Origin of the sequence: Roseomonas elaeocarpi (assembly GCF_042433915.1) — a bacterium.
Classification (GTDB): domain Bacteria; phylum Pseudomonadota; class Alphaproteobacteria; order Acetobacterales; family Acetobacteraceae; genus Roseomonas; species Roseomonas elaeocarpi.
Genome location: NZ_JBHLUN010000007.1, coordinates 1 through 24,396, shown reverse-complemented (window position 1 = coordinate 24,396; position 24,396 = coordinate 1). Strand labels below are relative to the sequence as shown.

General features: G+C 72.8%; 21 protein-coding genes. 15 read left to right on the top strand and 6 right to left on the bottom strand.

The genetic code is table 11. The features are described 5' to 3' along the window. Positions 1-5 precede the first annotated feature (5 nt). Complete coding sequence (locus ACFFGY_RS10255; RefSeq protein WP_377044393.1) at positions 6-1,115, bottom strand: hypothetical protein; 1,110 nt, start codon at positions 1,113-1,115, stop codon at positions 6-8. Positions 1,116-1,320: 205 nt separating this feature from the next. Between ACFFGY_RS10255 and ACFFGY_RS10250 the strand changes: the two genes are divergently transcribed. Then, positions 1,321-1,824 carry a pyridoxamine 5'-phosphate oxidase family protein gene (locus ACFFGY_RS10250; protein ID WP_377044392.1) on the top strand — a complete coding sequence of 168 codons (504 nt, stop codon included), beginning with the start codon at positions 1,321-1,323 and terminating at the stop codon, positions 1,822-1,824. Positions 1,825-1,953: 129 nt separating this feature from the next. On the opposite strand, the gene ACFFGY_RS10245 is transcribed toward ACFFGY_RS10250, so the two are convergent. The 3 genes from ACFFGY_RS10245 to ACFFGY_RS10235 are packed head-to-tail and all read right to left on the bottom strand — an operon-like array spanning position 1,954 to position 4,549. Further along, complete coding sequence (locus ACFFGY_RS10245) at positions 1,954-2,868, bottom strand: 3-hydroxybutyryl-CoA dehydrogenase (RefSeq protein ID WP_377044391.1); 915 nt, start codon at positions 2,866-2,868, stop codon at positions 1,954-1,956. A 5-nt stretch (positions 2,869-2,873) separates the two neighbouring features. Next, on the bottom strand, positions 2,874-3,797 hold the full coding sequence (locus tag ACFFGY_RS10240) for an electron transfer flavoprotein subunit alpha/FixB family protein (protein WP_377044390.1): 924 nt from the start codon (positions 3,795-3,797) through the stop codon (positions 2,874-2,876). A 2-nt stretch (positions 3,798-3,799) separates the two neighbouring features. Further along, positions 3,800-4,549, bottom strand: coding sequence for an electron transfer flavoprotein subunit beta/FixA family protein (locus ACFFGY_RS10235; RefSeq protein ID WP_377044389.1), 750 nt, complete (start codon positions 4,547-4,549; stop codon positions 3,800-3,802). A 125-nt stretch (positions 4,550-4,674) separates the two neighbouring features. Here ACFFGY_RS10235 and ACFFGY_RS10230 point away from each other — a divergent pair, with 125 nt between their 5' ends. Beyond that, positions 4,675-5,823: a DUF1176 domain-containing protein gene (locus ACFFGY_RS10230; protein ID WP_377044388.1), complete on the top strand. Its 1,149-nt coding sequence runs from the start codon at positions 4,675-4,677 to the stop codon at positions 5,821-5,823. Between the two features lie 90 nt (positions 5,824-5,913). Here the strand turns inward: ACFFGY_RS10230 and ACFFGY_RS10225 are convergent, their stop codons facing one another. After that, positions 5,914-6,111 (bottom strand): twin transmembrane helix small protein, encoded by a 198-nt coding sequence (locus tag ACFFGY_RS10225; protein ID WP_377044387.1) that lies wholly within the window; start codon positions 6,109-6,111, stop codon positions 5,914-5,916. A gap of 198 nt (positions 6,112-6,309) precedes the next feature. Here ACFFGY_RS10225 and ACFFGY_RS10220 point away from each other — a divergent pair, with 198 nt between their 5' ends. The 13 genes from ACFFGY_RS10220 (at position 6,310) to ACFFGY_RS10160 (ending at position 23,090) form a co-directional block, all read left to right on the top strand. After that, complete coding sequence (locus ACFFGY_RS10220) at positions 6,310-8,796, top strand: mechanosensitive ion channel domain-containing protein (protein WP_377044386.1); 2,487 nt, start codon at positions 6,310-6,312, stop codon at positions 8,794-8,796. Between the two features lie 167 nt (positions 8,797-8,963). After that, positions 8,964-9,239, top strand: a complete 276-nt coding sequence (locus ACFFGY_RS10215; RefSeq protein ID WP_377044385.1) for a hypothetical protein — start codon at positions 8,964-8,966, stop codon at positions 9,237-9,239. Positions 9,240-9,412: 173 nt separating this feature from the next. After that, on the top strand, positions 9,413-10,801 hold the full coding sequence (locus ACFFGY_RS10210; protein ID WP_377044384.1) for a GntP family permease: 1,389 nt from the start codon (positions 9,413-9,415) through the stop codon (positions 10,799-10,801). Between the two features lie 375 nt (positions 10,802-11,176). After that, complete coding sequence (locus ACFFGY_RS10205) at positions 11,177-11,761, top strand: GbsR/MarR family transcriptional regulator (RefSeq protein ID WP_377044383.1); 585 nt, start codon at positions 11,177-11,179, stop codon at positions 11,759-11,761. Between the two features lie 118 nt (positions 11,762-11,879). Then, the gene (locus tag ACFFGY_RS10200) at positions 11,880-13,343 is read left to right on the top strand and encodes a cytochrome ubiquinol oxidase subunit I (protein WP_377044382.1); all 1,464 of its coding nucleotides are present in this window, start codon (positions 11,880-11,882) and stop codon (positions 13,341-13,343) included. Positions 13,344-13,349: 6 nt separating this feature from the next. Then, positions 13,350-14,384 (top strand): cytochrome d ubiquinol oxidase subunit II, encoded by a 1,035-nt coding sequence (gene cydB / locus ACFFGY_RS10195; RefSeq protein ID WP_377044381.1) that lies wholly within the window; start codon positions 13,350-13,352, stop codon positions 14,382-14,384. Beyond that, entirely contained in the window at positions 14,368-14,550 is a 183-nt protein-coding gene (locus tag ACFFGY_RS10190; protein ID WP_377044380.1) for a DUF2474 family protein, read from the top strand. The genes cydB and ACFFGY_RS10190 overlap by 17 nt, the downstream gene beginning before the upstream one ends. Then, positions 14,547-16,034: an FAD-dependent oxidoreductase gene (locus tag ACFFGY_RS10185; RefSeq protein WP_377044379.1), complete on the top strand. Its 1,488-nt coding sequence runs from the start codon at positions 14,547-14,549 to the stop codon at positions 16,032-16,034. Before ACFFGY_RS10190 ends, ACFFGY_RS10185 begins: the two co-directional genes overlap by 4 nt. Positions 16,035-16,156: 122 nt before the next feature. After that, positions 16,157-17,734: a phytoene desaturase family protein gene (crtI, locus tag ACFFGY_RS10180; protein WP_377044378.1), complete on the top strand. Its 1,578-nt coding sequence runs from the start codon at positions 16,157-16,159 to the stop codon at positions 17,732-17,734. Positions 17,735-17,752: 18 nt separating this feature from the next. Continuing rightward, positions 17,753-19,348: a phytoene desaturase family protein gene (locus ACFFGY_RS10175; RefSeq protein WP_377044377.1), complete on the top strand. Its 1,596-nt coding sequence runs from the start codon at positions 17,753-17,755 to the stop codon at positions 19,346-19,348. Positions 19,349-19,735: 387 nt separating this feature from the next. Beyond that, on the top strand, positions 19,736-20,464 hold the full coding sequence (locus ACFFGY_RS10170; RefSeq protein ID WP_377044376.1) for a lysophospholipid acyltransferase family protein: 729 nt from the start codon (positions 19,736-19,738) through the stop codon (positions 20,462-20,464). Then, the gene (locus ACFFGY_RS10165; RefSeq protein ID WP_377044375.1) at positions 20,461-21,564 is read left to right on the top strand and encodes a glycosyltransferase; all 1,104 of its coding nucleotides are present in this window, start codon (positions 20,461-20,463) and stop codon (positions 21,562-21,564) included. Before ACFFGY_RS10170 ends, ACFFGY_RS10165 begins: the two co-directional genes overlap by 4 nt. Before the next feature lie 209 nt (positions 21,565-21,773). Beyond that, the gene (locus ACFFGY_RS10160) at positions 21,774-23,090 is read left to right on the top strand and encodes an aldehyde dehydrogenase family protein (RefSeq protein WP_377044374.1); all 1,317 of its coding nucleotides are present in this window, start codon (positions 21,774-21,776) and stop codon (positions 23,088-23,090) included. A 408-nt stretch (positions 23,091-23,498) separates the two neighbouring features. Here ACFFGY_RS10160 and murA read toward each other — a convergent pair. Next, positions 23,499-24,396 (bottom strand): UDP-N-acetylglucosamine 1-carboxyvinyltransferase (murA, locus tag ACFFGY_RS10155; RefSeq protein ID WP_377044373.1); only part of this gene is annotated, 898 nt, incomplete at its 5' end.

Sequence of the window (24,396 nt, the reverse complement as noted above, 5' to 3'; positions counted from 1 at the left end):
CGACATCAGGCGGCCACCGCGCGCAGCCGCTCGTTGCGCCGGTTGACGTCGAGCACGGCGGAAGCGCGCCAGTCGCGCCCCTGCGTCATCATGCGGCGCTGGAACTCGTCGGCCCAGGGCAGGTTCACGCGCTCCGCAAGGGGCACCAGCTCCTCCGCCTCCACCGGCATCATCGGCACCAGCCTCACCAGGTCACGCAGCGAGGCGAGGCCACCGACCTGCCACAGCGCCAGCACCAGCTCCCACCCATCGAGCAGCCATTCCGCCTGGGCCGCCTTGCGCTGCACGGGCACCGGGTCACGCAGCCACTGCGCCAACAGATCCGCCGCATCCTCCATCAGGGTGCGCCCGGCGGTCAGCGCCGGCCGCGCCAGCGAGATGAGGTGGCGCACCGCGTCGGTCATGAACAGCACGCAGTTGCGCTCATCCTCGGTGTTCGTGGTGGCGGCGCGCATGGCCTTGGACATGGCATGGAGGTCCAGCAGCCGCTGCGGCAGGCGGCCGCCGGCGCGGTCCTCCGGCAGGCCCAGCGGCTCCAGCAGTTCCGCCAGCGTGCCGATCGCGGCGTAGATCTGCTCGGGCCAGGCGGCCACCGAGGTCATCCGCTCCAGCGCCGCGGCGAGCCCGCCGCCGGCGGCGCCGGGCTGGTCGGGAAAGCGCGCGCCCGACTGCTGCAGCAGCCGGTAGATCAGGGCGCGCCGGGTGACCTCGCGCGAGGCCTGCTCCGCTTCCGCCGCCGCGGCCGCGGCGCGCGCCGCGGCACGCCCGGCATAGCCCGCGACCGCGACCTCGCGCAGCACGGCGCGGACCTGCGGCGGTGTCACCGAGCCCGTCTGCGCCAGCCGGCGCCAGGCGTGCCGGTCGTGCAGCGTCAGCGCGTAGATATCGGGCAGTGCCCCCCAGGGCAGGACGTAGACGCCCTCGCCGCCCGAAGGATTGGGCACCATCAGCTCCAGCCCACCTGTGCCCACCGCGTCGTCGTTCATGTGGACGCGGCTTCCCAGCAGCGTGGGGGTGGTGAAGGTGACGCAGGCTCCCCGTTCGGCAAAGGTCGCGGGCCGCCAGCGGGCATCCTTGTGCCGCGCCAGGGTCTGAAGGAGCTGTTCTTGCTTCATGCAGGCGGCATGTGACGCCGTCCCGGTGAACACCCGCTTAAGATCGCCCCCGCCCACTCATCGGGCCGGGCGCACAACCCCGCGCGGGGGGCGGCGTTAGCGCCCAGAGCAGCGGCGTCAGGGCAGCAGGGTCACGGAGCGTGGGAACCCGCGCCCGGTGCGACCGCCCGTCCGCCGGAGCCGCTCCAGAGGAGACAGAGCGACCATGACCGACACCCGTCACGACCGCGCGGCCCAGAACAAGGTCTGGGACATGATTAAGTCCATCAAGGTCGCCACCATGGTGACCCTCGACGGCGCCGGCCGCCTCCGGGGACGCCCCATGTGGGCGCAGCAGGAAAGCTTCGAGTCGACCCTGTGGTTCTTCGCCAAGGACGGCTCGCCGGTGGTGGAGGAGATCGGCGCCGAGCCGCGCGTCCTGCTGAGCTACGCCGAGCCCGCCAGCCAGGACTACGTGAGCCTCTTCGGCAAGGCGCGCGCCTTCAAGGACCTGGCCAAGCAGAAGTCGCTCTGGAGCGAGGGGATGCGCGTCTGGTTCCCCGAAGGCCCGGAGGACCCCTCGCTGGTGGTGATCGCGGTGGAGGTCGAGGGCGCCGAGTACTGGGACGCGCCGTCCTCCAAGGTGCTGCACGCCTGGGGCTACGTGAAGGCCGTGACCACGGGTGAGCCGCCCCAGGGCGGCGAGAACGCCAAGGTCAGCTTCACCTGAAGCGCGGCCCCGGCTGAAGGGCGCGGTGCCGGCCACGCGGCCGGCATCTTCCCGGCGCCCCTGATCTCAGTGTCCCGGATCGCGGCACCCCTGGACCCTGGGCCGCCCTTCCCGGCGGCGCCCCTCCCCTCAGCGGGTCGGGCGCGGCGGGTCCTCGCGGTAGTCGTAGAAGCCCCGGCCCGACTTGCGGCCGAGCCAGCCGGCATCGACGTACTTCACCAGCAGCGGGCTGGGGCGGTAGCGCGGGTCGCCCGTGCCTTCCTGCAAGACACGCAGGATCGCCAGGCAGGTGTCGAGGCCGATGAAGTCGGCCAGCTGCAGCGGCCCCATCGGCTGGTTGGTGCCGAGCTTCATGGCCGTGTCGATCGCGGCCACCGTGCCCACGCCCTCGTTCAGCGCCGTGGCCGCCTCGTTGATCATCGGCAACAGGATGCGGTTGACGATGAAGCCCGGGAAATCCTCGGCCACCGCCGTGGTCTTGCCCATCCGCGCCGCCAGCGCTTCCACCGCCGCCACGGTCGCGTCGGCGGTGGCGATGCCGCGGATCACCTCGACCAGCTGCATCACCGGCACGGGATTGAAGAAGTGCATCCCCACGAAGCGTTCCGGCCGGTCGGTGGCCGCCGCCAGCCGGGTGACCGAGATGCTGCTGGTGTTGGTGGCCAGGATCGCGTCGGCGCGCAGGTGGGCTGCGAGGTCGCGGTAGATCCGCGCCTTCAGCTCCTCGCGCTCGGTCGCGGCCTCCACCACCAGGTCGCAGGCACCCAGCGCCGCCATCTCGGGCGCCAGGGCGATGCGCCCCAGCGCCGCGTCGCGCGCCGCGGCGTCGAGCGTGCCCTTGGCGACCTGCCGCTCCATGTTGCGCGCCACCGTGGCGCGCGCCTTGTCGAGCGCCCCGACCTGGACGTCGAACAGCACCACCTCCAGCCCCGAGGCCGCGGCGACGTGGGCGATGCCGCCGCCCATCTGCCCCGCGCCCACGACGCCCAACGTCCGGACCTCTGGGGCGGGCGCCGCGGACTCCTCCCGGGTGGTGCCGCTCACGGCGCTCAGCCCTTCGCCAGCTCGGCGTCGAGTTCGGGCAGCACGGTGAACAGGTCGCCCACCAGCCCGTAATCGGCCACCTGGAAGATCGGCGCCTCGGCGTCCTTGTTGACCGCCACGATGACCTTGCTGTCCTTCATGCCGGCCAGGTGCTGGATCGCGCCCGAGATGCCGAAGGCCATGTAGAGCTCCGGCGCCACGATCTTGCCGGTCTGGCCCACCTGGTGGTCGTTGGGGGCGTAGCCCGCATCCACCGCGGCGCGCGAGGCGCCGACCGCGGCACCCAACCGGTCGGCCACCTTGTCCAGCAGGTGGAAGTTCTCGGCCGAGCCCAGCGCCCGCCCGCCCGACACCACGATCCGCGCCGCGGTCAGGTCGGGCCGCTCGCCCTTGCTGATCTCGGCGCCCGCGAAGGTGGACAGGCCGGGATCGGCGGGCACGGCCACCGTTTCCACCGCGGCCGCGCCGCCGGCGGCATCCACCGGGTCGAAGGAGGCGGCGCGCACCGTCAGCACCTTCACCGCATCGGCCGAGCGCACGGTCGCCAGCGCGTTGCCGGCATAGATCGGCCGCACGAAGGTGTTGCCGTCCACCACGCCCGAGATGTCGCTGACCGGCTGCACGTCGAGCAGCGCCGCCACGCGCGGCATCACGTTCTTGCCCACCGCCGAGGCCGGGGCGAGCAGGTGCGTGTAGCCCGCGGCCAGCGACACGATCAGCGCCGCGGTGGGCTCGGCCAGCAAGTGCCCGGCATCCTCGGCCACCAGCACCCGGGCCACGCCAGTGATCGCGGCGGCCGGGGTGGCCAGGGCTGCGGGGCCCACCACCAGCAGGTGGACCTCGCCCAACGGCATCGCGGCCGCGACGGCCGAGCGCGTGGGCTGGGAAATCGCGGTGCCGTCGTGATCGGCCAGTACGAGAACGGTCATGATCAGATCACCTTGGCTTCGGTCTTCAGCTTCGCCACTAGCTCCGCCACGCTGGCGACCTTCACGCCGGCCTGGCGCGTCGGCGGCTCCTCGACCTTGAGCAGCGTCAGGCGCGGGGCCGGGTCGACGCCGAGGTCGGCCGGCCTGATCGTCTCGATCGGCTTCTTGCGCGCCTTCATGATGTTGGGCAGCGAAGCGTAGCGCGGCTCGTTCAGACGCAGGTCGGCCGTCACCACCGCCGGCAGCCGCAGCTGCACCGTTTCCGCCCCGCCATCGACCTCGCGCTTCACCGTGGCGGTGTCGCCCGCGACCTCGACGCTGGACGCGAAGGTGCCCTGGCCCCAGCTCAGCAGCGCCGCCAGCATCTGGCCGGTGGCGTTCATGTCGTCGTCGATCGCCTGCTTGCCCATCACCACCAGGCCCGGCTGCTCGCGCGCCACCAGGGCCTTGAGGATCTTGGCCACCGCGAGCGGCTCCACCGTCTCAGGGTGTTCCACCAGGATGCCGCGGTCGGCGCCCATGGCCAGCGCGGTGCGGATCTGTTCCTGCGCCTGGGTGGGGCCGACCGAGACCACCACGATCTCGGTGGCAATGCCCCGCTCCTTCAGGCGCACCGCTTCCTCGACCGCGATCTCGTCGAAGGGGTTCATCGACATCTTCACGTTGGCCGTTTCGACGCCCGAGCCGTCCGCCTTCACGCGGACCTTGACGTTGTAGTCGACCACCCGCTTGACGGGCACCAGCAGCTTCATGTGATCGGACCGTTCCAGCAAACGAAGGCGGGGGCCAGGTCCGTGGCGGACCGTGACCCCGGCGGAGGAGGCGTGACCGGCCCCGGCCACCGCGACGGGTCGGGCCAGCACCGCGTGAGGCAGATTTGCGCCCGAACATAAAGGGCGCGATCCGGCCCTGGCAAGGCGAGGGCCACGCGCCCGGCCTCGCCCTGCCCTGTTGTCACGACGCGGCGAAGCGGAACACCGTGTCCACCGCTGCCGAGGACCACCCGACCATGCGCCGCTTGCTGCTGCTTGCCACGATCCTGTTCCTGCCGGCCGCGGCGCCGCCGCCCGCGGTTCCGGTTTACCGCCAGTTCGGCCACTGGTTCGTGGCCTGCGACAACACCCGCGCCTGCGTCGCCCGCGGCTTCGACGAGGCCACCAGCGCGCAGCTCGACCTGATCCGGCCGGCCGGCGATGCCCCGCCCACCCTGACGCTGGCAGCCGAGGACCCGGTCGATCCCGCCGCCCTCCGGCTCGACGGCAAGCCTTTCCCGCTTCCCGCCCCGGCCTGGACGAGCAAGGACGGCGCCGTGTCCACCAGCGATCCGGCCGCGGTCGATGCCTTCGTCGCGGCCGCCCGCAACGCCCAGTCCATCGCCCTCGACGCGGCCCCCTCCGGGGACGACGCCCCGCGCACCGTGCCGCTGGACGGGTTCACGGCGGCCGTGCTGCTGGTGGACGCCGTGCAAGGCCGGCCCGGAACGGCGACGGCCCTGATCGCGCCCCGGGGCACGGCGGCGGTGCCCGCGGCGCCCCCGGTTCCGGCCGCACCGGCCTGGACCCCGCCCCCGCCGCTGACGCGCGCCGAAACGGCGAGCCTGCTGCGCCAGGCCCGCAGCCTGCGATCGGTCGCCTTCGAGAGCTGCGACGTCCGCGACCCGCCGGAGGTCTTCGCGCTCGACGCGACGCGGGCGCTGGCCATCCGCCCCTGCTACATGGCGGCCTACCAGGGTTCCTCGGTGGTGGCCGTGCTGCCGCGCGGCGGCGGATCGCCCGTCCCGGTGAAGCTCGCGCTGCCCGGCCTGCCCGAGGACGCGACGGAGGGGCCGGACATGGTGGACCCGGAGTTCGACCCGGCGAGCGGCACCCTGACGACGGTGTCGAAGGGCCGCGGCCTCGCCGATTGCGGATCGAGCGAGAGCTGGGTCTGGAGCCGCGGCGCGTTCCGGCTGACGGCGCTGAGCTACCAGAACCAGTGCGGCGGCGCGGCACCCGGCGACTGGCCGACCCTGTTCCGGACCCGCTGACCCGGCCGCCCCGGTGCATCGCCCGACGGCCGGCGCGAAGCCCCGGCGGGCGCGTGAGCGGCCCTGCGCGCCCGGCCGGCGCCGCGATCCCTAGCGGCTGCGCATCAGCAGCAGGAGCAGCGCGAAGAGCCCCAGCGCCACGCCCTGCAGGATCACGCGCCAGCGCATCAGCGCGTTGGAGCGCGCCCCGTCCCCATTGCCCCGCACCATGCCCAGCATGCCCGCGAACAGGACGCCCAGCGTCGCCAGCATGGCGATGCCGACAAGGATGGTGAGCAGCGTGATCATGCCCTGCCATCTGGGGTGCCGGAGCGGTGGCGCAACGGATTTTCCTTCCGCCGCAGCCGGCACGGACCGACGGCACCGGCGGCACGGCCGGCCATGCGCCGGTGCCCTGCCACCCAGGCGACACCGGCCGCGCGACAACCCCGGACCGGCGCAGCGAAGGCGGATTGACCGAGCGCCGCCGCCGGGGTCCAAGGCCGCATGATGCGCCGCCTTCCGCACAGGCTTCTCCTGCTGCTCCCGCTGCTCCTCCTCGCCGCGAACCCCTGGCCCGGCGCCACCGGTACGGCACGGGCCCAGACGGCGGCCGCGCCCGCCACGGTTCCCCCGGCCGCCCAGCCCGGCGCCGCGCCGGGCGAGGCCGAGCGGATGCTGGACATCCTGCGCAACGAGAACCGCCGCGCCGAGCTGATCCGCAGCCTGGAAACCCTGGCCGCCGCCGAGCGCAACGCCCGCGCCCATCGGGAAGGCCCCGCGGCCCAACCCGCCGCCCCTGCCCAGGCCGCCGCGGCGCCCACCGGCACGGCCCCGGCGCAGAACGGCGCCGCCCCGGCAGCCCCGGCGCAGGCGGGCACGGGCCAGGCCGCGCCGGCCGCCGACGCGCCGCCCCCGGAAACGCCGCCCGGCAACACCGCCGCCGCACCCGCACCCGCCCCTGCGCCGGCGGCGCCCGCGATCGTGGTGCCCAGCACCTTGGTGTCGCAGCTCCTGTCCAGCCTGTCGGAGCGGCTGCAGCACGCGGCGCAGCAGGTGACCGCGGGCACCCGCGTCCTGTCGGACCTGCCGGCCGTGGCCTCCTGGGCCTCGGGCGTGGCGCGCGACCCGGTCAGCCGTACGCGCATCGCCGACGCGTCCTGGAAGCTCGCGCTGGTGTTCGGCCTCGGCATCCTGGCCGAGGTCGGGATCTTTCACGCCCTCCACCGCCCGCGCCGCCGCCTCGACACGCTGGCGCCGGAGCCCGGTGCCAAGTGGAGCTGGCTGCGCCGCGTGCCGATCGTGCTGGCGCGCCTGCTGCTCGACCTCGTGCCGGTCTGCGGCTTCGCGGTGGTGAGCTACGGGCTGATCGAGGTGGTGCACCCGCTGCCCACCACGCAGCTCATCATGCTGACGCTAAACAACGCCTACGTGCTCGTGCGCGCCATCATGATCGCCTCGCGTATGCTGTTCTCGCCGGCCTCGGCGCATCTGCGGCTGATCCGCATGACCGACGAGACCGCGGCCTACATCACCGTGTGGCTGCGCCGCATCGTGGGGTTGGCGGTGTTCGGCTACGGCGTGGCCGAGGCGGTGCTGCAGTTCGGCGTGCCCTGGGCGGTGTATGACGGCATCATTCGCGTGGTGATGCTGCTGGTGTCGCTGCTGCTGGTGATCGTGGTGCTGCAGAACCGCCGCGCCGTGGCCGACCTGCTGCGCGCCCCGCCGCTGCTCGATGGCGAGGAACCGGGCCGCAGCCGCCGCGCCGGGCGCGCCCTGCGCAACCGCCTGGCCGAGATCTGGCACGTGGTCGCCATCCTGTGGCTGCTGGCGCTGTGGGGCGTCTGGGCGCTGGAGATCGAGGACGGCTTCGGCCGCCTCCTGCGCGGCACCGCGGCCACGCTGCTGATCCTGGCGGTGGCCAAGGGGCTGGACTACGCCGTGCGGCGGCTGGTGGACCGCGGCTTCCACGTCGGACCGGAATTCTCGCACCGCTACCCGGGGCTGGAGGAACGGGCCAACCGCTACACCCCCATCCTGCACGGTGTGCTCAGCGGCCTGATCACCCTGGTCGCGGGGCTGGTGCTGCTGGAAGCCTGGGGCATCGGCGCCTTTGCCTGGTTCACGCAGGGGCGCCTGGGCGCGCGGGTGATCGGCGGGCTGGTGTCGATCGGCCTGACGCTGGCCATCGCGCTGGCGGTGTGGGAGGTCGCCAACGCCGCCATCGCGCGACAGCTGGCCAAGGCCTCCCGCGAAGGCCAGGCCGCGCGCTCGGCCCGCGTGCGCACGCTGCTGCCGATGATGCGCACGGCGCTGATGATCGTGATCGTCATCTTCCTCATGCTGAACATCCTCAGCGAGATCGGCGTCAACGTGGCGCCGCTGATCGCCGGCGCCTCGGTGGTGGGTGTCGCCATCGGCTTCGGCTCGCAGACCCTGGTCAAGGACGTGGTCACCGGCCTGTTCCTCTTGCTGGAGGATGCGGTGGCGGTGGGCGACACAGTGACGCTGGGCTCGCCCGCCCTGACCGGCGTGGTGGAGCGGCTTTCCATCCGCTCCATCCGGCTGCGCGCGGTGGACGGGGCGGTGCACATCATCCCCTTCAGCGCCGTGACCTCGGTCACCAACATGACCCGCGACTTCGCCTTCGCGATGCTGGAATTCTCGCTGCCCTACGGCGAGGACACCGACCGCGTCGGGCGCGTGCTGCGCGAGATCGCCAAGGAGATGCGCGCCGAGCCGCGCTGGGGCCATGCCATCCGCGATGAGATGGACGTGATGGGCGTGGAGAAGCTGGCCGAGACCGGCGTGGTGCTGCGCGCCCGCCTCAAGACCGACCCGTCGCAGCGCGCCCCCGTGGCGCGCGAGCTCAACCGCCGCATCCAGGCCCGCTTCGAGGAGCTGGGCATCCTGATCCCCTCGCCCTGGCGCAAATCCACCGAGGAGGCTGCGGCGGAAGAAGGGGGGTTGCAGGCCACCCCGGCTGGTGCCTAGGCTGGGGGCATGACGCTTCGGATCATCATTCGGCGAATTACGCGCCCGGTCGCCTGACCGCCTCTGCGCAAGGTTCCCCGAAGGGACCCTTCCCGCGCGGAAGGGGCGGAGGCGGCCGGGATACTGCGTCCCCACCCTCCCCGCCGATGATCCCCGAGGTCCTTTCCATGTCCGAACCCGTTCGCCCCGCCGCCTTCAACCTCCTGGCGGAGCCCTCCGTCGGTTTCCTCCCCCGCGCGCTGGAAGCCTTCAGCAAGCGCGGCCTGCTGCCCGACCGGATGTCGCTGCGGCGCGAAGGCGCGCTGGTGCGCCTCCAGGTCGAGCTCGACGCCATGCCGGCCGACATGGTGCACCGCGTGGACGGCGACCTGGCCCGCCTCGTGGGCGTGGTGGAACAGGTCGCGGCCGGGGCAACCCCCGCGCCGCTCGCCGCGGCGGCCTGACGCACCGGGCGGGGGCCGCGGTCCGGCGGATGCACCGGGCGGCGCCTTCCCGCCCCACCCGATGCGCATCCGTGTTCTGGTGGACTGACAACCGGCCCGCGCGCATTGCTGCCCTGATTTGACGCTCCTCCGCCGGCGCAGGATGACCCCTGCATCCCAGCGGAGTGGACGTGATGACGGCAGCCTGGAACGGCGGCGATACCCTGCTTCTCGCCGCCGTGGCCCTTGCCCTGGGCGTGATCGTGCTGCTGATCGCCTGGGGCCGGATCGCCGCCTTCCTCGCGATCATGCTGGGCGCCGGCGTCTTCGCGGCCGTCGTCGGCCTGCCCTTCGAGAAGCTGACCCCGGCCTTCGAGCATGGGGCCGGCGGCGTACTGGGCGACATCGGCGTGGTGATCGCGCTGGGCGCCATGCTGGGCAGCATCCTGACCGCGGGCGGCGCGGCCGACCGCATCGTGGACGGCGTGCTGCAGCACGCGACCGCGCGAAGCCTGCCCTGGCTGCTGGCGCTGGTGGCCATGCTGATCGGCCTGCCCCTCTTCTTCGAGGTCGGGCTGGTGCTCATGATCCCGATCATTTTCTCGCTGGCCCAAAAGACCCGGTTGCCGGTGATGCAGGTCGCGATCCCGGCGCTGGCCGGCATGACCACGCTGCACGCCCTGGTGCCGCCCCATCCCGGACCACTGATCGGCATCGCGCAGCTGCACGCCGACCTGGGCCTGACGCTGGTGCTGGGCCTCGTGATCGCGGTGCCGGCGGTGGCGCTGGCCGGCCCCCTTTACGGCCGGTTCATCGGCCGACACCCGGCGCTGCTGGAGGCCGGGCGGGACGGCGCCGCGCGGGACGGCGGGCACGACGCCGCCTGGGTCGGCGGTGCGGCGCGCCCCTCCTTCACGCTCTCGCTGACCGTGTTGCTGCTGCCGGTGGCGCTGATGCTGTGCCGCACCGTGGCACAGATCGCCCTGGGGGAAGGCCCCGTCCGCGCGGCCCTGCTCACGGTGGGCGAACCGATCATGGCGCTGGCGATCAGCGTCGTGGTGGCGGCGCTGGCGCTGGGCTGGGGCCGCGGCGCCAGCCGCGCCGAGGTGGGCGAGGCCATGCGCGCCGCCCTGCCGCCGATCGCCATCCTGCTGCTGACCATCGGCGCCGGCGGCGGCTTCAAGCAGGTGCTGGTGGAGGCCGGCATCACCGGCACACTCGGCAAGATCGCCCACGACACCGGCATCCCGCTGGTGCTGCTGGCCTGGCTGATCGCCGTCTGCCTGCGCCAGGCCACGGGCTCTGCCACCGTGGCCACGACCGCCGTCGCGGGGCTGATGGCGCCGCTGGTGGGCGATTTCGGGCTGACGGCGGCGCAGACCTCGCTCTTGGTGCTCTCGATCGGCTCCGGCTCGGTGTTCTTCTGCCACGTCAACGACGCGGGCTTCTGGATGGTGCGGGAATTCTTCGGCCTGCGTCTGGGCCAGACCGTGCTGGTCTGGTCGGTGCTGCAAAGCATCGTGGCCGTCACCGGCCTGGTGCTGACGGCCCTGCTCTGGGCCCCGGCCGGCTGGATGGGCTGAACCCGCCCGCCGCCACGGCACCGACGCGGCGGCCGGCCTGAACACCCCGGGGCCGCGGCGGCTCCAAACAGTTTCGCGCGTGTCCTCGCCGCCCCTTGCGCCGGGACCGCGCTGCGCGCCCGGCGGCGCGACGGTTCCGGCAGTGACGGAACCTTTACCGCCGCCCTCATCCCCGGGGCGAGCCCATCGGCAGCAACGGCGCTTCCCACATTCTTTGACGGCCGGAAGGCCCGGTGCGGCCCCGCGGCGGGCCGGCGCCACGGGACAACTGCCACCGATTTGATGCCGGTCTGACGGAGCGGGAACTTGCATTCCGGCTCCTTCGGCCAATATCGTTATTTCAGAAATTTCTGAAATTACGGGAACCATCGGAACGTGAACCTCCCGCCGCTGATCCAGTCCTTCGTGCTGCACTTCGGTGAGATGGGCAGCCGATGGGGCATCAACCGTACGGTCGGGCAGATCTACGCCCTGCTCTACGTCTCGGACGCGCCGCTCTCGGCCGACCAGATCGTGGAAGCGCTGGGCGTGTCGCGCTCCAACGTGTCGATGGGCCTGCGGGAGCTGCAGGCCTGGAACCTCGTGCTGCTGCGCCACCAGCCGGGCGACCGGCGCGACTTCTTCACCACGCCCGACGACGTTTGGCAGATCCTCCGCACGCTCGCCGAGGAACGGAAGAAGCGCGAGGTCGATCCGACCCTGTCGGTGCTGCGGGAGCTGCTGATGCAGCAGCCCGACAGCGCCGCCGAGCAGCACGCCCAGGCCCGCATGGCCGAGATGCACGGCCTGATCGACCGGCTGACCACCTGGTACGAGGACATGCGGCAGGTGGACACCGACCGGCTGGCGGCCCTGCTGGCGCTGGGCACGCGCGTGACGCGGCTGCTGGACGCCAAGGACAAGATCATCTCGCTCGGCCGCGGGCGCCGGGCGTCGCCGGCGGACGGGGAACGGTCATGACGCGCCACTCCGCCATCCCGGCGCGGCGACGGGGGCGCCCCACCCCGCCGCGCCCCACGATTTTCACTTGCGCATCCCGGACCCGTCCGGGTGACCTGCTTCCGCGGAGGCAACGCCGATGATCGACTCCCTCCTTCCCAGCGCGCTCGACCTGGCGCGCTTCCAGTTCGCCTTCGTGGTGGTCTGGCACTTCCTGTTTCCGGCCTTCACCATCGGCCTCGCCTCCTACCTGGCGGTGCTGGAAGGGCTGTGGCTGTGGACGGGGCGCGCCGTGTACCTCGACGTGTTCCGCTACTGGCTGAAGATCTTCGCCATCGCCTTCGCCATGGGCGTCGTGTCGGGCATCGTCATGTCCTACCAGTTCGGCACCAACTGGTCGGTGCTGTCGCAGAAGGCAGGGCCGATCATCGGGCCGCTGATGGGCTACGAGGTGCTGACCGCCTTCTTCCTGGAGGCCGGCTTCCTCGGCGTGATGCTGTTCGGGCTCGAGCGCGTGGGCAAGCGGCTGCACTTCGCCGCCACCTGCCTCGTCGCCTTCGGCACCAGCATGTCCGCCTTCTGGATCCTGTCGGCCAATTCCTGGCTGCACACGCCGGCGGGCTACAGCGTGGCGGCCGACGGCTCCTTCCACCCGGAGGACTGGTGGGCGATCATCTTCAACCCCTCCTTCCCGTTCCGCTACGCCCACACCGTCACCGGCGCCTACCTCACCACCGGGCTGATCGTGGGCGCGGTCGGCGCCTTCCACGTCCTGCGTGAGCGGCGCAACGAGGCGCTCGGCACGCGGGATGCCAATCCGCGCGCCCGGCTGATGTTCTCCATGGCGATGTGGCTGCTCTGCGTCCTCGCACCCCTGCAGCTGGTGCTGGGCGACCTGCATGGCGGCAACACCTTCGAGCACCAGCCTGCCAAGCTCGCGGCCATGGAAGGCCATTTCGAGAGCCATGACGGCGCGCCGCTGGTGCTGTTCGGCATCCCCTCGGCCGAGCAGGAGCGCACGCGCCTCGCCATCGAGGTGCCGCACGTCGCCAGCCTGTACCTGACGCACAGCTGGAACGGCCACGTTCCGGGGCTGAAGGACCTGCCGCGCGACCACTGGCCCACCAACATCCCGCTGGTCTTCTTCGCCTTCCGCATCATGGTGGGGCTGGGCGTGCTGATGATCACGCTGGGCGCCGCGAGCCTGGTGATGCGGCTTCGCGGCCGCTTCTACGAGAACCCCTGGCTGCACCGCGCCGCGGTGGCGATGGGCCCCGCCGGCCTCATCGCCGTGACCTGCGGCTGGATCGTGACCGAGGCCGGGCGCCAGCCCTTCACGGTCTACGGGTTGCTGCGCACCGCCGACAGCGTGGCGCCGATCGCGGCGCCCGCGGTGGCGGCCTCGCTCGCGGCCTTCGCGCTGGTGTACTTCGTGGTCTTCGGCGCCGGCATCTGGTTCCTGTTCCGCCTGTTCGCGCAGGCACCCAAGGCGCACGAGGCGGGGCCGCCGACCGACAAGCCGATCCGCTCGGCCGGCACCACGCCCGCTCCCTCGACGCGGCACGGCGTCGACCCGCGTCCCCAGATCCAGCCGGCGGAGTGAGAACCGATGCTCGACGCGCACACCCTGGCGACGATCTGGGCGGTGCTGATCGCCGCCGCCGTGTTCCTTTACGTCTGCCTCGACGGCTTCGACCTCGGCATCGGGATCCTGTTCCCGGTGCTGCGCTCCAAGGAGGAGCGCGACGTGGCGGTGAACACCGTGGCCCCCGTCTGGGACGGCAACGAGACCTGGCTGGTGCTAGGCGGCGTGGGCCTGCTGCCGGTGTTTCCGCTGGCCTACGCCACCATTCTGCCCGCGCTCTACATGCCGCTGATCCTGATGCTGCTGGCGCTGGTGTTCCGCGGCGTTTCCTTCGAGATGCGCTTCCGCGCCGCCAATGACTGGCAGCAGCGCTGGTGGGACCGCGCCTTTTCCTGGGGCTCCTACGTCGCGACCTTTTCGCAGGGCGTGGCGCTGGGCGCCTTCGTGCAAGGCATCCGGGTGGAGAACGGCGCCTATGCCGGCGGCTGGTGGGACTGGCTGACGCCCTTCTCGATCCTGACCGCCCTGGCGCTGATCACCGGCTACGGCGTGCTGGGCTCCTGCTGGCTGATGTGGAAGACGGAGGGCAGCCTGCATGACCGCGCCCGCGCCCAGGCGCGCTCCATGGGCGTGGTGCTGCTGGTCTTCATCCTGGCCGTGTCGGTGACCATGCCCTTCCTGCAGGCCAGCTTCCGCGCCCGCTGGCTGAGCTTCCCCAACATGCTCTACGCGGCACCCGTGCCGGTGATCCTGGCGGCGCTGACATGGGGCTATTTCCGCGCGGTGGAGCGGGCCGACAAGAACGGGCTCTGGGCCGATGCCAAGCCCTTCGTGCTGATGCTGCTGATGTTCCTGCTGACCTACCTGGGCCTCGGCGTCAGCATGTATCCGCACATCGTGCCGCCCTCGATCACCATCTGGGATGCCGCGGCGCCGCGCTCCTCGCAGGTCTTCCTGCTGGCGGGGGCCGCGGTGCTGATCCCGATCATCCTGTGCTACACGGGCTACGTGTACTACCTGTTCCGGGGCAAGGTGACGGTTGATGGCGGATACCACTGACGGTGCCGGCTGGCCGCGCGGCCAGGGCGACGGCGCGCCGGCGAACGCCGGGAGCGGAGCCGGCAGCGGCTGGCGGCGCCTCGGCTGGTTCGTGCTGCTCTGGGTCCTGGGCGTCGTGGTGGTGGGTGCGGTGGCCTACGGGCTGCGGCTGCTGATCCCGCGATGACGCCGCGTCCGCCGGCACCCGGCCCCCGTCCTGGCCTTGGCGCCCCGCGCGTCGTGGTGCTGGGCGGCGGCATCATGGGCCTTTGCACCGCCCGGGCGCTGCACCGCCAGGGCTGCGCCGTCACCGTGGTGGACCAGTCCGCCCTGCCAAACCCGGCCGGGGCCTCGGTGGACCAGCACCGGCTGATCCGCCACGCCTACGGCGCCGAGCGCGGCTACATGCGCATGGTGGACGAGGCGCACCGCGCCTGGACCGCCCTGTTCCGCGAGATCGGCGAGGCGCCCTACCACCCCACCGGAACCCTGGCCCTGTCGGACGTGCCGGTCGCGCCGCAGAACGCGGAGCACCGTGCCGCCAGCGGGTGGGAGGCGCCGGGCACCCCGGCCGCCGCGCCCCCGGCGCACCGCCCCACCGCCGGCACCGCTGCGCCGGGCGCCCTCGTACCCGCCAGTCCTGGCCCTGACCCTCGCCCCGGCCCCGGCCCCGGCCCCGGCCCCGGCCCCGGCCCAGGCCCAGGCCCAGGCCCAGGCCCAGGCCCAGGCCATTCCGACCTTAACAACTCCGGTCCCGGCAACCCCGACCTCGCCGCCCTCGGCCCGCAGGACGGCACCGCCGCCTCCCCCGCCGACTGGCTCGCCCGCAGCCGCGAGACGCTGCTGGGCGACGGCTACTTGGCAGAGGACCTCGCCCCCGCCGGCCTCGCCGACCGCTTCCCCATGCTGCGCCCCGACGGGCTCGCCGCGGCGCTCTGGGTGCCCACTGGCGGCGTGCTGCTGGCCGACCGCATCGTGGCCGCGCTGGCGCGGCACCTCGCGGCGCTGGGCGTCGCCTTCCGCACCGCCACCGTTCGCGAGGTCGACGGAGAACGCGCCCGCCTGACCCTGGACGGGGGAGAGGTGATCGAGGCCGACCGCCTCGTCCTCGCCGCCGGCCCCTGGACCGCCCGGCTGCGGCCGGAGCTGCGCCCCCGCGCCACGCCCTCGCGGCAGGTGGTGGTCTACCTCGAACCGCCGGAGGAACAGCGCGCCCGCTGGGCCGCGGCGCCGATGCTGCTGGACCTGTCGGCGGCGGGCGGCTTCTACGCCGTGCCGCCGGTGGCGGGCACCGCGCTGAAGGTGGGCGACCACCGCTTTTCCTGCCGCGGCGATGCGGAGGACCGGCGTGACGCCAGCGCGGCCGAGGCGGAGGAGATCCTGACCCTCGCCCGCCCGCGCCTGCGCGACGCGGCGCGCCACCGCGTGCTCGGCGCCCGCGCCTGCTACTACGACGTCGCGCCGGAGGAGCGCATCGTGGTGGAGCCGCTGGGCGCCCGCGCCACCGTGGTCTGCGGTACCAGCGGCCACGGCTTCAAGTTCGGCCCGGTGCTGGGCCAGGCCGCAGCACTCGGCGCGCTGCGGCCCGAGGAGGCACCCGGGATCGCGGCCTGGGCGGCCGGCACGGCACCCCCGCCCGCCTCGCTCCGCGCCCTGTTCGAGGAGGCGTAGGGTAGCCTGTCGTAACGGCGGCGCATCATCGGCACGCGAAGCTGTGATCCTTGCGAAGTCGCGCATCGGACGAACATGCTTCATCAGCCTGTGACACCCCCGCCCGGATCGACTTGCCCGCGATGAACGCCCCCCTCTACGCCCCCTCGATCCGACGCGACCGGCCCGAGGTCGCGGTGATCGGCGCGGGCCCCGGTGGGCTGGCCGCCGCGATGCTGCTGGCCTCGCGCGGGGTGCGCGTCACGGTGTGGGAAAGGGACGGGGTGGTGGGCGGCCGCAACCGGCTGCTGGACGCCCCGGGCGGCTACCGTTTCGACCTCGGCCCCACCTTCTTCCTGTACCCGCGCATCCTGGAGGAAATCTTCAGCGAGTGCGGCGCGACGCTGCGCGAAGAAGTGGAGATGATCCGCCTCGATCCGCAGTACCGCCTCCTGTTCGAGGAAGGCGCGGGCGGCGTCACCGTGGATGCCACGCCCGACCTCGCGCGCATGGAAGCGGAGATCAGCAAGCTCGACCCGCACGACGCGCGCAACCTCACCCGCTTCCTGGCCGACAATCGCCGCAAGCTCGCGGCCTTCCGCCCGGTGCTGGAACGCGCCTTCAACAGCCCAGCCGACGTGATGCGGCGCGACATGATGGGCGCCCTGCCGCACCTCAGGCCGAACCGCTCCGTCGATGGCGACATGCGGCGCTTCTTTCGCGACCCGCGCACGCGCCTCGCTTTCTCGTTCCAGACGAAATACCTGGGGATGAGCCCGTATCGCTGCCCCAGCCTCTTCACCATCCTGAGCTTCCTGGAATACGAGCACGGCGTCTTCCACCCGCGCGGCGGCTGCGGCGCGGTGGCACTGGCGATGGCACGCGTGGCGGAGCGCCTGGGCGTGGAGATCCGGCTCAACAGCCCCGTGGAGGCCCTGGCCTTCGAGGGCCGCAAGGCGCGCGGCGTCGAGGTCGGCGGCCGCCGCCACGCTTCCGACGCGGTGGTGCTGAACGCCGACTTCGCCCATGCCGTGCCGCGCCTCATCCCCGACGCGCTGCGCCGCAAGTGGTCGGACCGCAAGATCGAGAAGGCGCGCTATTCCTGCTCGACCTTCATGCTCTACCTGGGCGTCGAGGGCACCTTCCCGGAACTCGCCCATCACACGATCCTGCTGGCCGAGGACTACGCCCGCAACCTGCGCGAGATCGGCGACGGCATCATCCCCGATGTCCCTTCGGTCTACCTGCAGAACGCCGGCGCCTCGGACAGCGGCATGGCGCCGCCGGGCCACTCGGCGCTCTACCTGCTGATCCCGGTGCCCAACCTGCGCGGCGGCGCCGATTGGAGCGTGGAGGCCGCGCGCTACCGCGAACTGGCGCTCGACCGCGTGGCCAAGCTGGGCGTCGGCGACCTGCGTCCGCGCATCCGCTACGAACGCATGGTCACGCCGCAGGACTGGCAGGACGAGTTCTCGGTGGGCTACGGCGCGACCTTCAACCTGGCGCATGACCTCGGCCAGATGCTCTGCTTCCGCCCCGGCAACCGCTTCGGCGATGCCGAGGGCGTTTATCTGGTGGGCGGCGGCACGCATCCGGGCTCGGGCCTGCCGGTGATCTACGAGGGGGCGCGCATCAGCACTGACCTGTGCCTGCGCGACCTCGGACTGCACGGTGTCGATACGCGGATGCACGGGGCGCTCGACGCCGCCGTGCCGGCCTGAGTGGGGGAGTAAGCGGCGATGGCGCGCGTGGTGGTGGTGGGCTCCGGCCTGGGTGGGCTCGCGGCGGCGGCGGTGGCGCAGGCGCGCGGGCACCAGGTGACGGTGCTGGACAAGAACCCCTGGCTGGGCGGCAAGGCGGCGGTGCTGCACCTCGACGCGCCGGACGGCAGCGGGCAGTTCCGCTTCGACATGGGGCCGACGATCCTGACGGTGCCGCGCGTCCTGCGCCGCATCTTCGCGGAAGCCGGCCGGGACCAGCAGACCGAGCTGCCGCTGATCCGCCTCGACCCGCAGTGGCGCTGCTTCTTTGACGACAACACGCAGATCGACCTGCTCGAAGGTGTCGAGCCGATGGCGCGCGCGATGGAAGCCTTCGCGCCGGGTCGCGGCCTGGGCACGGGCTACGAGCGCTTCCAGAAGGTCGCGAAGCACCTGCACGGCGTATCCGAGAAGTTCTTCTTCTGGAAGCCGGTGGAGGACCTCTTCGACACCATCAACTGGAAGGACAACCTCCAGCCCGGCACCATGAAGGACGTGCTCAGCCTGCGCATGGGCCAGAACGTCGCCAAGGTGATCCGCGGCCACGTCCCGGATGAGCGGCTGGCGCAGATGCTGGACCACTACTGCCAGTATGTCGGCTCCAACCCCTACATGGCGCCGGCGGTGCTGTGCTCGATCGGCGACATGCAGGCGAGCGAGGGCGTCTGGTACCCGGTGGGCGGCACCCGCGCCGTGGCGGAAGGGCTGGCGAAGCTGGCGGGCGACCTCGGCGCCGACCTGCGCCCCAATTCGGAGGTCACCGGCTTCGAGGTGGTGGACGGCGCGGTGAAGGCCGTGATGGTGGGCTCGGAGCGCATCCCCTGCGACGCCGTGATCTCCAACATGGACGCCATCCGCACCTACAAGGAGCTGGTGGGCGGCGACACGGGCCGGAAGTACGCCAAGAAGGGCTTCGAGCCGGCCTGTTCCGGCGTGGTGCTCTACCTCGGGCTGAACAAGCGCTACGACCACCTCGCGCACCATGACTTCGTGTTCTCGCGCGATGCCGAGGAAGAGTTCGACGCGATCTACAAGAAGGGCATCCCGGCGCCCGATCCCACCGCCTACCTCGCCGCGCCCTCGGGCAGCGATCCGGGCGTGGCACCGGAAGGGGGCGAGGCGCTCTACGTGCTGGTGCACACGCCCTACCTCCGCGAAGGGCAGGACTGGCAGAAGATGTTCCCGGCCTACCGGCAGGTGATCCTCGACAAGCTCAAGCGCACCGCGGGGCTGGAGGACATCGAGGAGCGCATCGTGGTGGAGCGCGCCCTCACCCCGCAGGACATCCACGAGCGCTACAAGGTGCTCAACGGGGCGATCTACGGGCTCGCCTCGCACGGCACCTTCCTCGGCGCCTTCAAGCCGGGCAACCGTTCCAAGGCGGTGAAGGGCCTCTACCTCGCGGGTGGCGCGGCGCATCCGGGGCCGGGCATGCCGATGGTGATGATGTCGGGCTGGATCGCCGCCGACGCGATGGATGCGGACCTCGGCGGCCGCGGCATGAGCGAGGAAGCCGACCATGCCGGCCGGCGCGAGGGCGACATCCCGGTCCGCGTGCCGCAGGCCGCCGAGTAACGGGCCGTGCTGCTCGGGCGGTCGCGGGACAGGCGCCTGGGGGCGGCGCACACGGCGCCCGATGGCCGTGCCGCCGCCGCGCCTTTCCCGCCGATCGCCCGCCCCGCCGCGAACGGGGCGCCGCCCGCAGCTGCCGGAGCGTCTTCGGCCACGGTGCCCGTCGCGTCGCCTATCGTGTCGCCCGTCGCGCCCCAAACCGTGTCCCCCACCGGCCCGGTTCCCGTCGGCACTTCCTCAGGCACGTCTCCCGACGGCGCGTCGGGCGCGCGGTACCGATCACCCTCCCCCACTCCGGCCTCCATTTCCTCACCCTCGTCCTCTCCGGCCCCGGGCAAGGACGACCCGGTCACCCTCTTCGACGCGCGGCGGTTCAACTTTTTCCATCTGATGTTCAGCCGCTTCCTGCGCCGCCACGTCCGGGCGCTGCGGCTGCCGCGCTGGGGCCTGCCCGATCCCGGGCCGCCGGACGCCCCGCTGGTGGTCTTCGCCAACCACCCGTCCTGGTGGGATGGCGTCGCCTTCATGATGCTGGCCGCCCGCGCCCTGCCGGAACGGCGCATGTTCATCCCGATGGAGGCCGCGGCGCTGCGCCGCTACAGCTTCATGCGCCGCATCGGCGTTTTCGGCATCGAGACCGGCTCCTCGCGCGGCGCCGTCGCCTTCCTGCGCGTGGCCGGGCGCGTGCTGGCGGACCCGGCCCACGCGCTGTGGATGAACGCCCCGGGCCGCTTCCAGGACGTGCGGGAACGCCCGGTCGGCATCACGCCCGGCCTCGTCCGCCTGGCCGAGATCGCGCCGAATGCCCGCTTCCTGCCGCTGGCGCTGGAATACCCCTTCTGGAGCGAGCGCAAGCCCGAGATGCTGGCCGGTTTCGGCACGCCGATCCTGGCCGCCGACCTCCTCGCCCTCGGCCGTGAGGCACGGGCGGAGCGGCTGCGCGATGCCCTGACCGTGACCATGGACCGGCTTGCCGCCGATGCGCTGTCGCGCGACACCGAGCGCTTCACCGTGCTGGTACAGGGGCGGGAAGGAATGGGCGGCATCTACGACCTGTGGCGTCACCTGCGCGCGACGGTCACGGGCCGAAGCTTCGACGCGCGGCACGACGCGCCGTGACCACCCTGCTGATCGCGGTGGCGCTGATCCTGGCGCTGCTGCCGCTGCTGATGGCCGCCGTGAACCTGTGGCACCAGCCGGTGCTGCGCGACCGGGCGCTCGACGGTTCGCTGGTGTCGGTGCTGATCCCGGCGCGCGACGAGGCCGCCAACATCGAGAACTGCGTCCGAGCCGCCCTCGCCTCCACGGGTGTCGCGGTCGAGGTCGTGGTGATCGACGACGGCTCGCGCGACGGCACGGCCGCGATCGTGGAGCGCCTGGCCGCTGAAGATCCGCGCCTGCGCCTCCTGCGCGCCCCGCCGCTGCCGCCCGGCTGGACCGGCAAGGTCCATGCCTGCGCCCGGCTGGGCGAGGCCGCGCGCGGCACGCACCTGCTGTTCATCGACGCCGATGTCCGCCTCCTCCCCCACGCCGCCGGCGCCATGGCCGCGCACGCGCAGCAGCACGGCATCGCGCTGGTGACCGGCGTGCCGCGGCAGGAGATCGGCACGCTGGGTGAGGCGCTGACGGTGCCGGTGATCAACCTCCTGCTCCAGGGCTACCTGCCCGGCGGCGGCCGCGCCTTCACCGCGCACCCCTCGCTCGCCGCGGCCTGCGGCCAGTTGATCCTGATCGACCGCCACGCCTACACCGATGCCGGCGGCCATGCCGCGGTGCGCGGCGTGCTGCATGACGGCCTCGCCCTGGCGCGGCGCCTGCGCACGCAAGGGCACCGGACCGAGGTGGTGGACGGCGCCACGCTGGCCTCCTGCCGCATGTACCGGAACTTCCGCGAGGCCTGGCGCGGCTTCCTGAAGAACGCGCGAGAGGGCATGGCGACGCCGTCGGGCCTGCCGGTCTGGACGGTGCTGCTGTTCGGCGGCCACGTCCTGCCCTGGCTGCTGCTGCCCGCCCCCGGCGCCGCGGTGGCGCTGGTGGCCAGCTACGCTTTCCGCTCGCTGGTGACCTGGCGCGGGCGAGAGCCGTCCTGGACCATTCCGCTGCACCCGGCCGCGATCCTGGTGGCGCTGGCCATCCAGTGGACGGCGCTGATCCGCGCTGCCATGGGGCGCAAGGAAGGCTGGAAGGGCCGCGCCTACTCCGCCAGCAACGAGGCATGAGCGCGCAGGCGGCGGGAGGTTCCGCGGCCGCCCCCTTGCCGGGTCGGCCCTGCACCACGCCCGATGCCGTGACGACCGCCGGCTCGGGCGAGCCTGACGCGGCATCCGCCGGACCGGATGAGGCCGCCGTCGCAGCGTCCGGAGCGCGCGAAGGCACCGCGAACGGAGCCCGATCCTCCACCAGCACGGCGTCGGCATCCCCGGCCGGCGTGGCACCGGCCCTGCCGCCCGCCGGCCCCTCGCCCGCCGAGGCGCTGGCCGCACTCCGCGCGATCCCCGGCCGCCTCACCATCCCCGAGCGCCGCCGCCTGCTGCGCGCCCTGGCCGACACCCTGTCGCGCCGGGCGGAAGACGTGGTGGCCGCCCTCGACGCCGACTACGGCGGCCGCTCGCCCGAGGACACGCTACTGGCCGACGTGCTGGTGGTGCTGCAGGCCGCCCGCCGCGCCCGCCGCTGGCTCCGCTGGTGGGCCCGGCCGCGCTTCGTGCTCGCCCCCTTCGCCTTTCAGCCCTGCCTCAGCTGGGTGGAGCCGGTGCCCAAGGGCGTGGTGGCGGTGATGGCGCCCTGGAACTACCCCGTGCAGCTCGCCCTCTGGCCGGCGCTCGAGGCGGTGGCCGCCGGCAACCGCGTCGCCCTCAAGCCCAGCGAGCATGCCCCCCGCACCGCCGCCCTGCTGGCCGAGATCCTGCACGAAGCCTGGGGCCCCGCCGTGGCGCAGGTGGTGCAGGGCGACGCCGCCGTCGCGGCCGATTTCGCGGCGCAGCCCTGGGATCACCTCGTCTTCACCGGTGGCACCGCCACGGGCCGGCGCATCGCGGCGGCGGCGGCGGCGAACCTCGTGCCGCTGACGCTGGAGCTCGGCGGGCAATGCACCGCGCTCGTTCTGCCGGGCGCCGACCTCGCGCGCGCGGCGCGGGCGATCCTGGTGGCCAAGGCGGTGAATGCCGGCCAGACCTGCGTGGCGCCCGACACGGTGCTGCTGGTGGGCCACCGCCGCGAGGCCTTCCGCGCGGCCTGCCTCGCCACCGGCATCGCAGCCGACAGCCAGGTCGCCCCGGTGCAGCGCGCGCGGCAGGCGGCGCAGGCGGAGGGCACCGAACCCCTCGCCCCCGGCCCGACTCCGCTGCGGCTGGGCGGCGACGGGGCGGAGGAACGCTTCGGCCCGGTGCTGGGCGCGGTGGAATGCACGGACCTCGACGCGGCGCTGCGCTGGCTGGCGGCGCGCCCCGCTCCGCTGGCGCTGTCGCTCTTCGGCGCCACCGCGGCGGAGGAGGCGCGCCTGGCGCACGAAACGCGCTCCGGCGCCATCGTCACCAACCGCGTCATCGACCACGTGGCCTTCCCGGCCCTGCCCTTCGGCGGCGTCGGCGGCTCCGGCCACGGGCGCTATCACGGCCGGGCGGGGTTCGAGAGCTTCAGCGACTGGCGCGCCCGCGTCCGTCACGGCCCCTTCGCCCTGGCCCGCCTGACCGACCCGCCGCGCGGCGAATTCAGCCGGAAGCTCGCCCGCCGCCTCGCGCGCTGACCGGACGGCCTGATGCCTCCCCGCGTCACGAAAACGGCGCTGGGGTTTCGGGCGGAAAGGTCTGGGACAGCAAGCCGTCCGGCGTCGTGCTGTCCCGGGGGAGAGAAGGAATTCTCTCCCCCGAACCCCCACTCATCTTTTTTTCGGAACGCTGCCGCGGGAAGGGTGAAAGCCGGTCGCGGTACGGCGGCCGCCGGCGCTGCTGAAAAGAAGCGAAGCTTACTGTCGGCCCTAGCTGACGCGTCCCTCGCTCCGGCTCAATGAGCCGGAGCGCACGACGCTCACCACGCTCCTGCGGCAGCGTCCCGGAAAAAGATGGGGGCGGAGGGGTCCGGGGAGGGGGAGAATTCCTTCTCCCCCCTTCCCGGGGCTGGCCACCGGCGCGCCCGAGAAGCCGACCTTACCCTCTCACTCCCCCCGCACTCTTTCGATGTTGGCGCCCACGCCGGCGAGCTTGTGCTCGACGGCCTCGTAGCCGCGGTCGAGGTGGTAGACGCGGCTCACCGTGGTCTCGCCGCGGGCGGCAAGGCCTGCCAGGATCAGCGACACCGAGGCGCGCAGGTCGGTGGCCATGACGGGTGCGCCCGAGAGGCGCTCCACGCCGCGCACGATGGCCGACGAGCCATGGACGTTGATGCGCGCGCCCATGCGGACCAGCTCCGGCACGTGCATGAAGCGGTTCTCGAAGATCGTCTCGGTGACCATCGAGGCACCATCGGCCACGCTCATCAGCGCCATGGTCTGCGCCTGCATGTCGGTGGCGAACCCTGGAAAGGGCTCGGTCATCACGTCCACGCCGCGCAAGCCCCCGGTGCGGCGCACGCGCAGGCCGCCCGCCTCGTCACTGAGGTCCACGCCCGCCTCGCTCAGCACCCGCGCGCAGGCGCCCAGGTGCGACACCGCCGAGCCCTCCAGCAGGAGGTCGCCGCCGGTGATCGCGGCGGCGCAGGCGAAGGTGCCGGCCTCGATGCGGTCGGGCAGGATCGGGTGGGTGGCGCCGCCCAGCCGCGTCACACCCGTGACCGTCAGCCGGTCGGTGCCGATACCCTCGATGCGCGCGCCCATGCGGATCAGGCAGGCGGCGAGGTCGCCGATCTCGGGCTCGCGCGCGGCGTTGATCAGCTCGGTGGTGCCATCGGCCAGCGTGGCCGCCATCAGCAGGTTCTCGGTGGCGCCCACTGAGACCTGCGGGAACACGATGCGCGCGCCCTTGAGCCGCCCCTCGACGGAAGCGCCGATATAGCCCTCCGCCAGGTCGATGCGCGCGCCCATCGCCTCCAGCCCGCGCAGGTGCAGGTCCACGGGC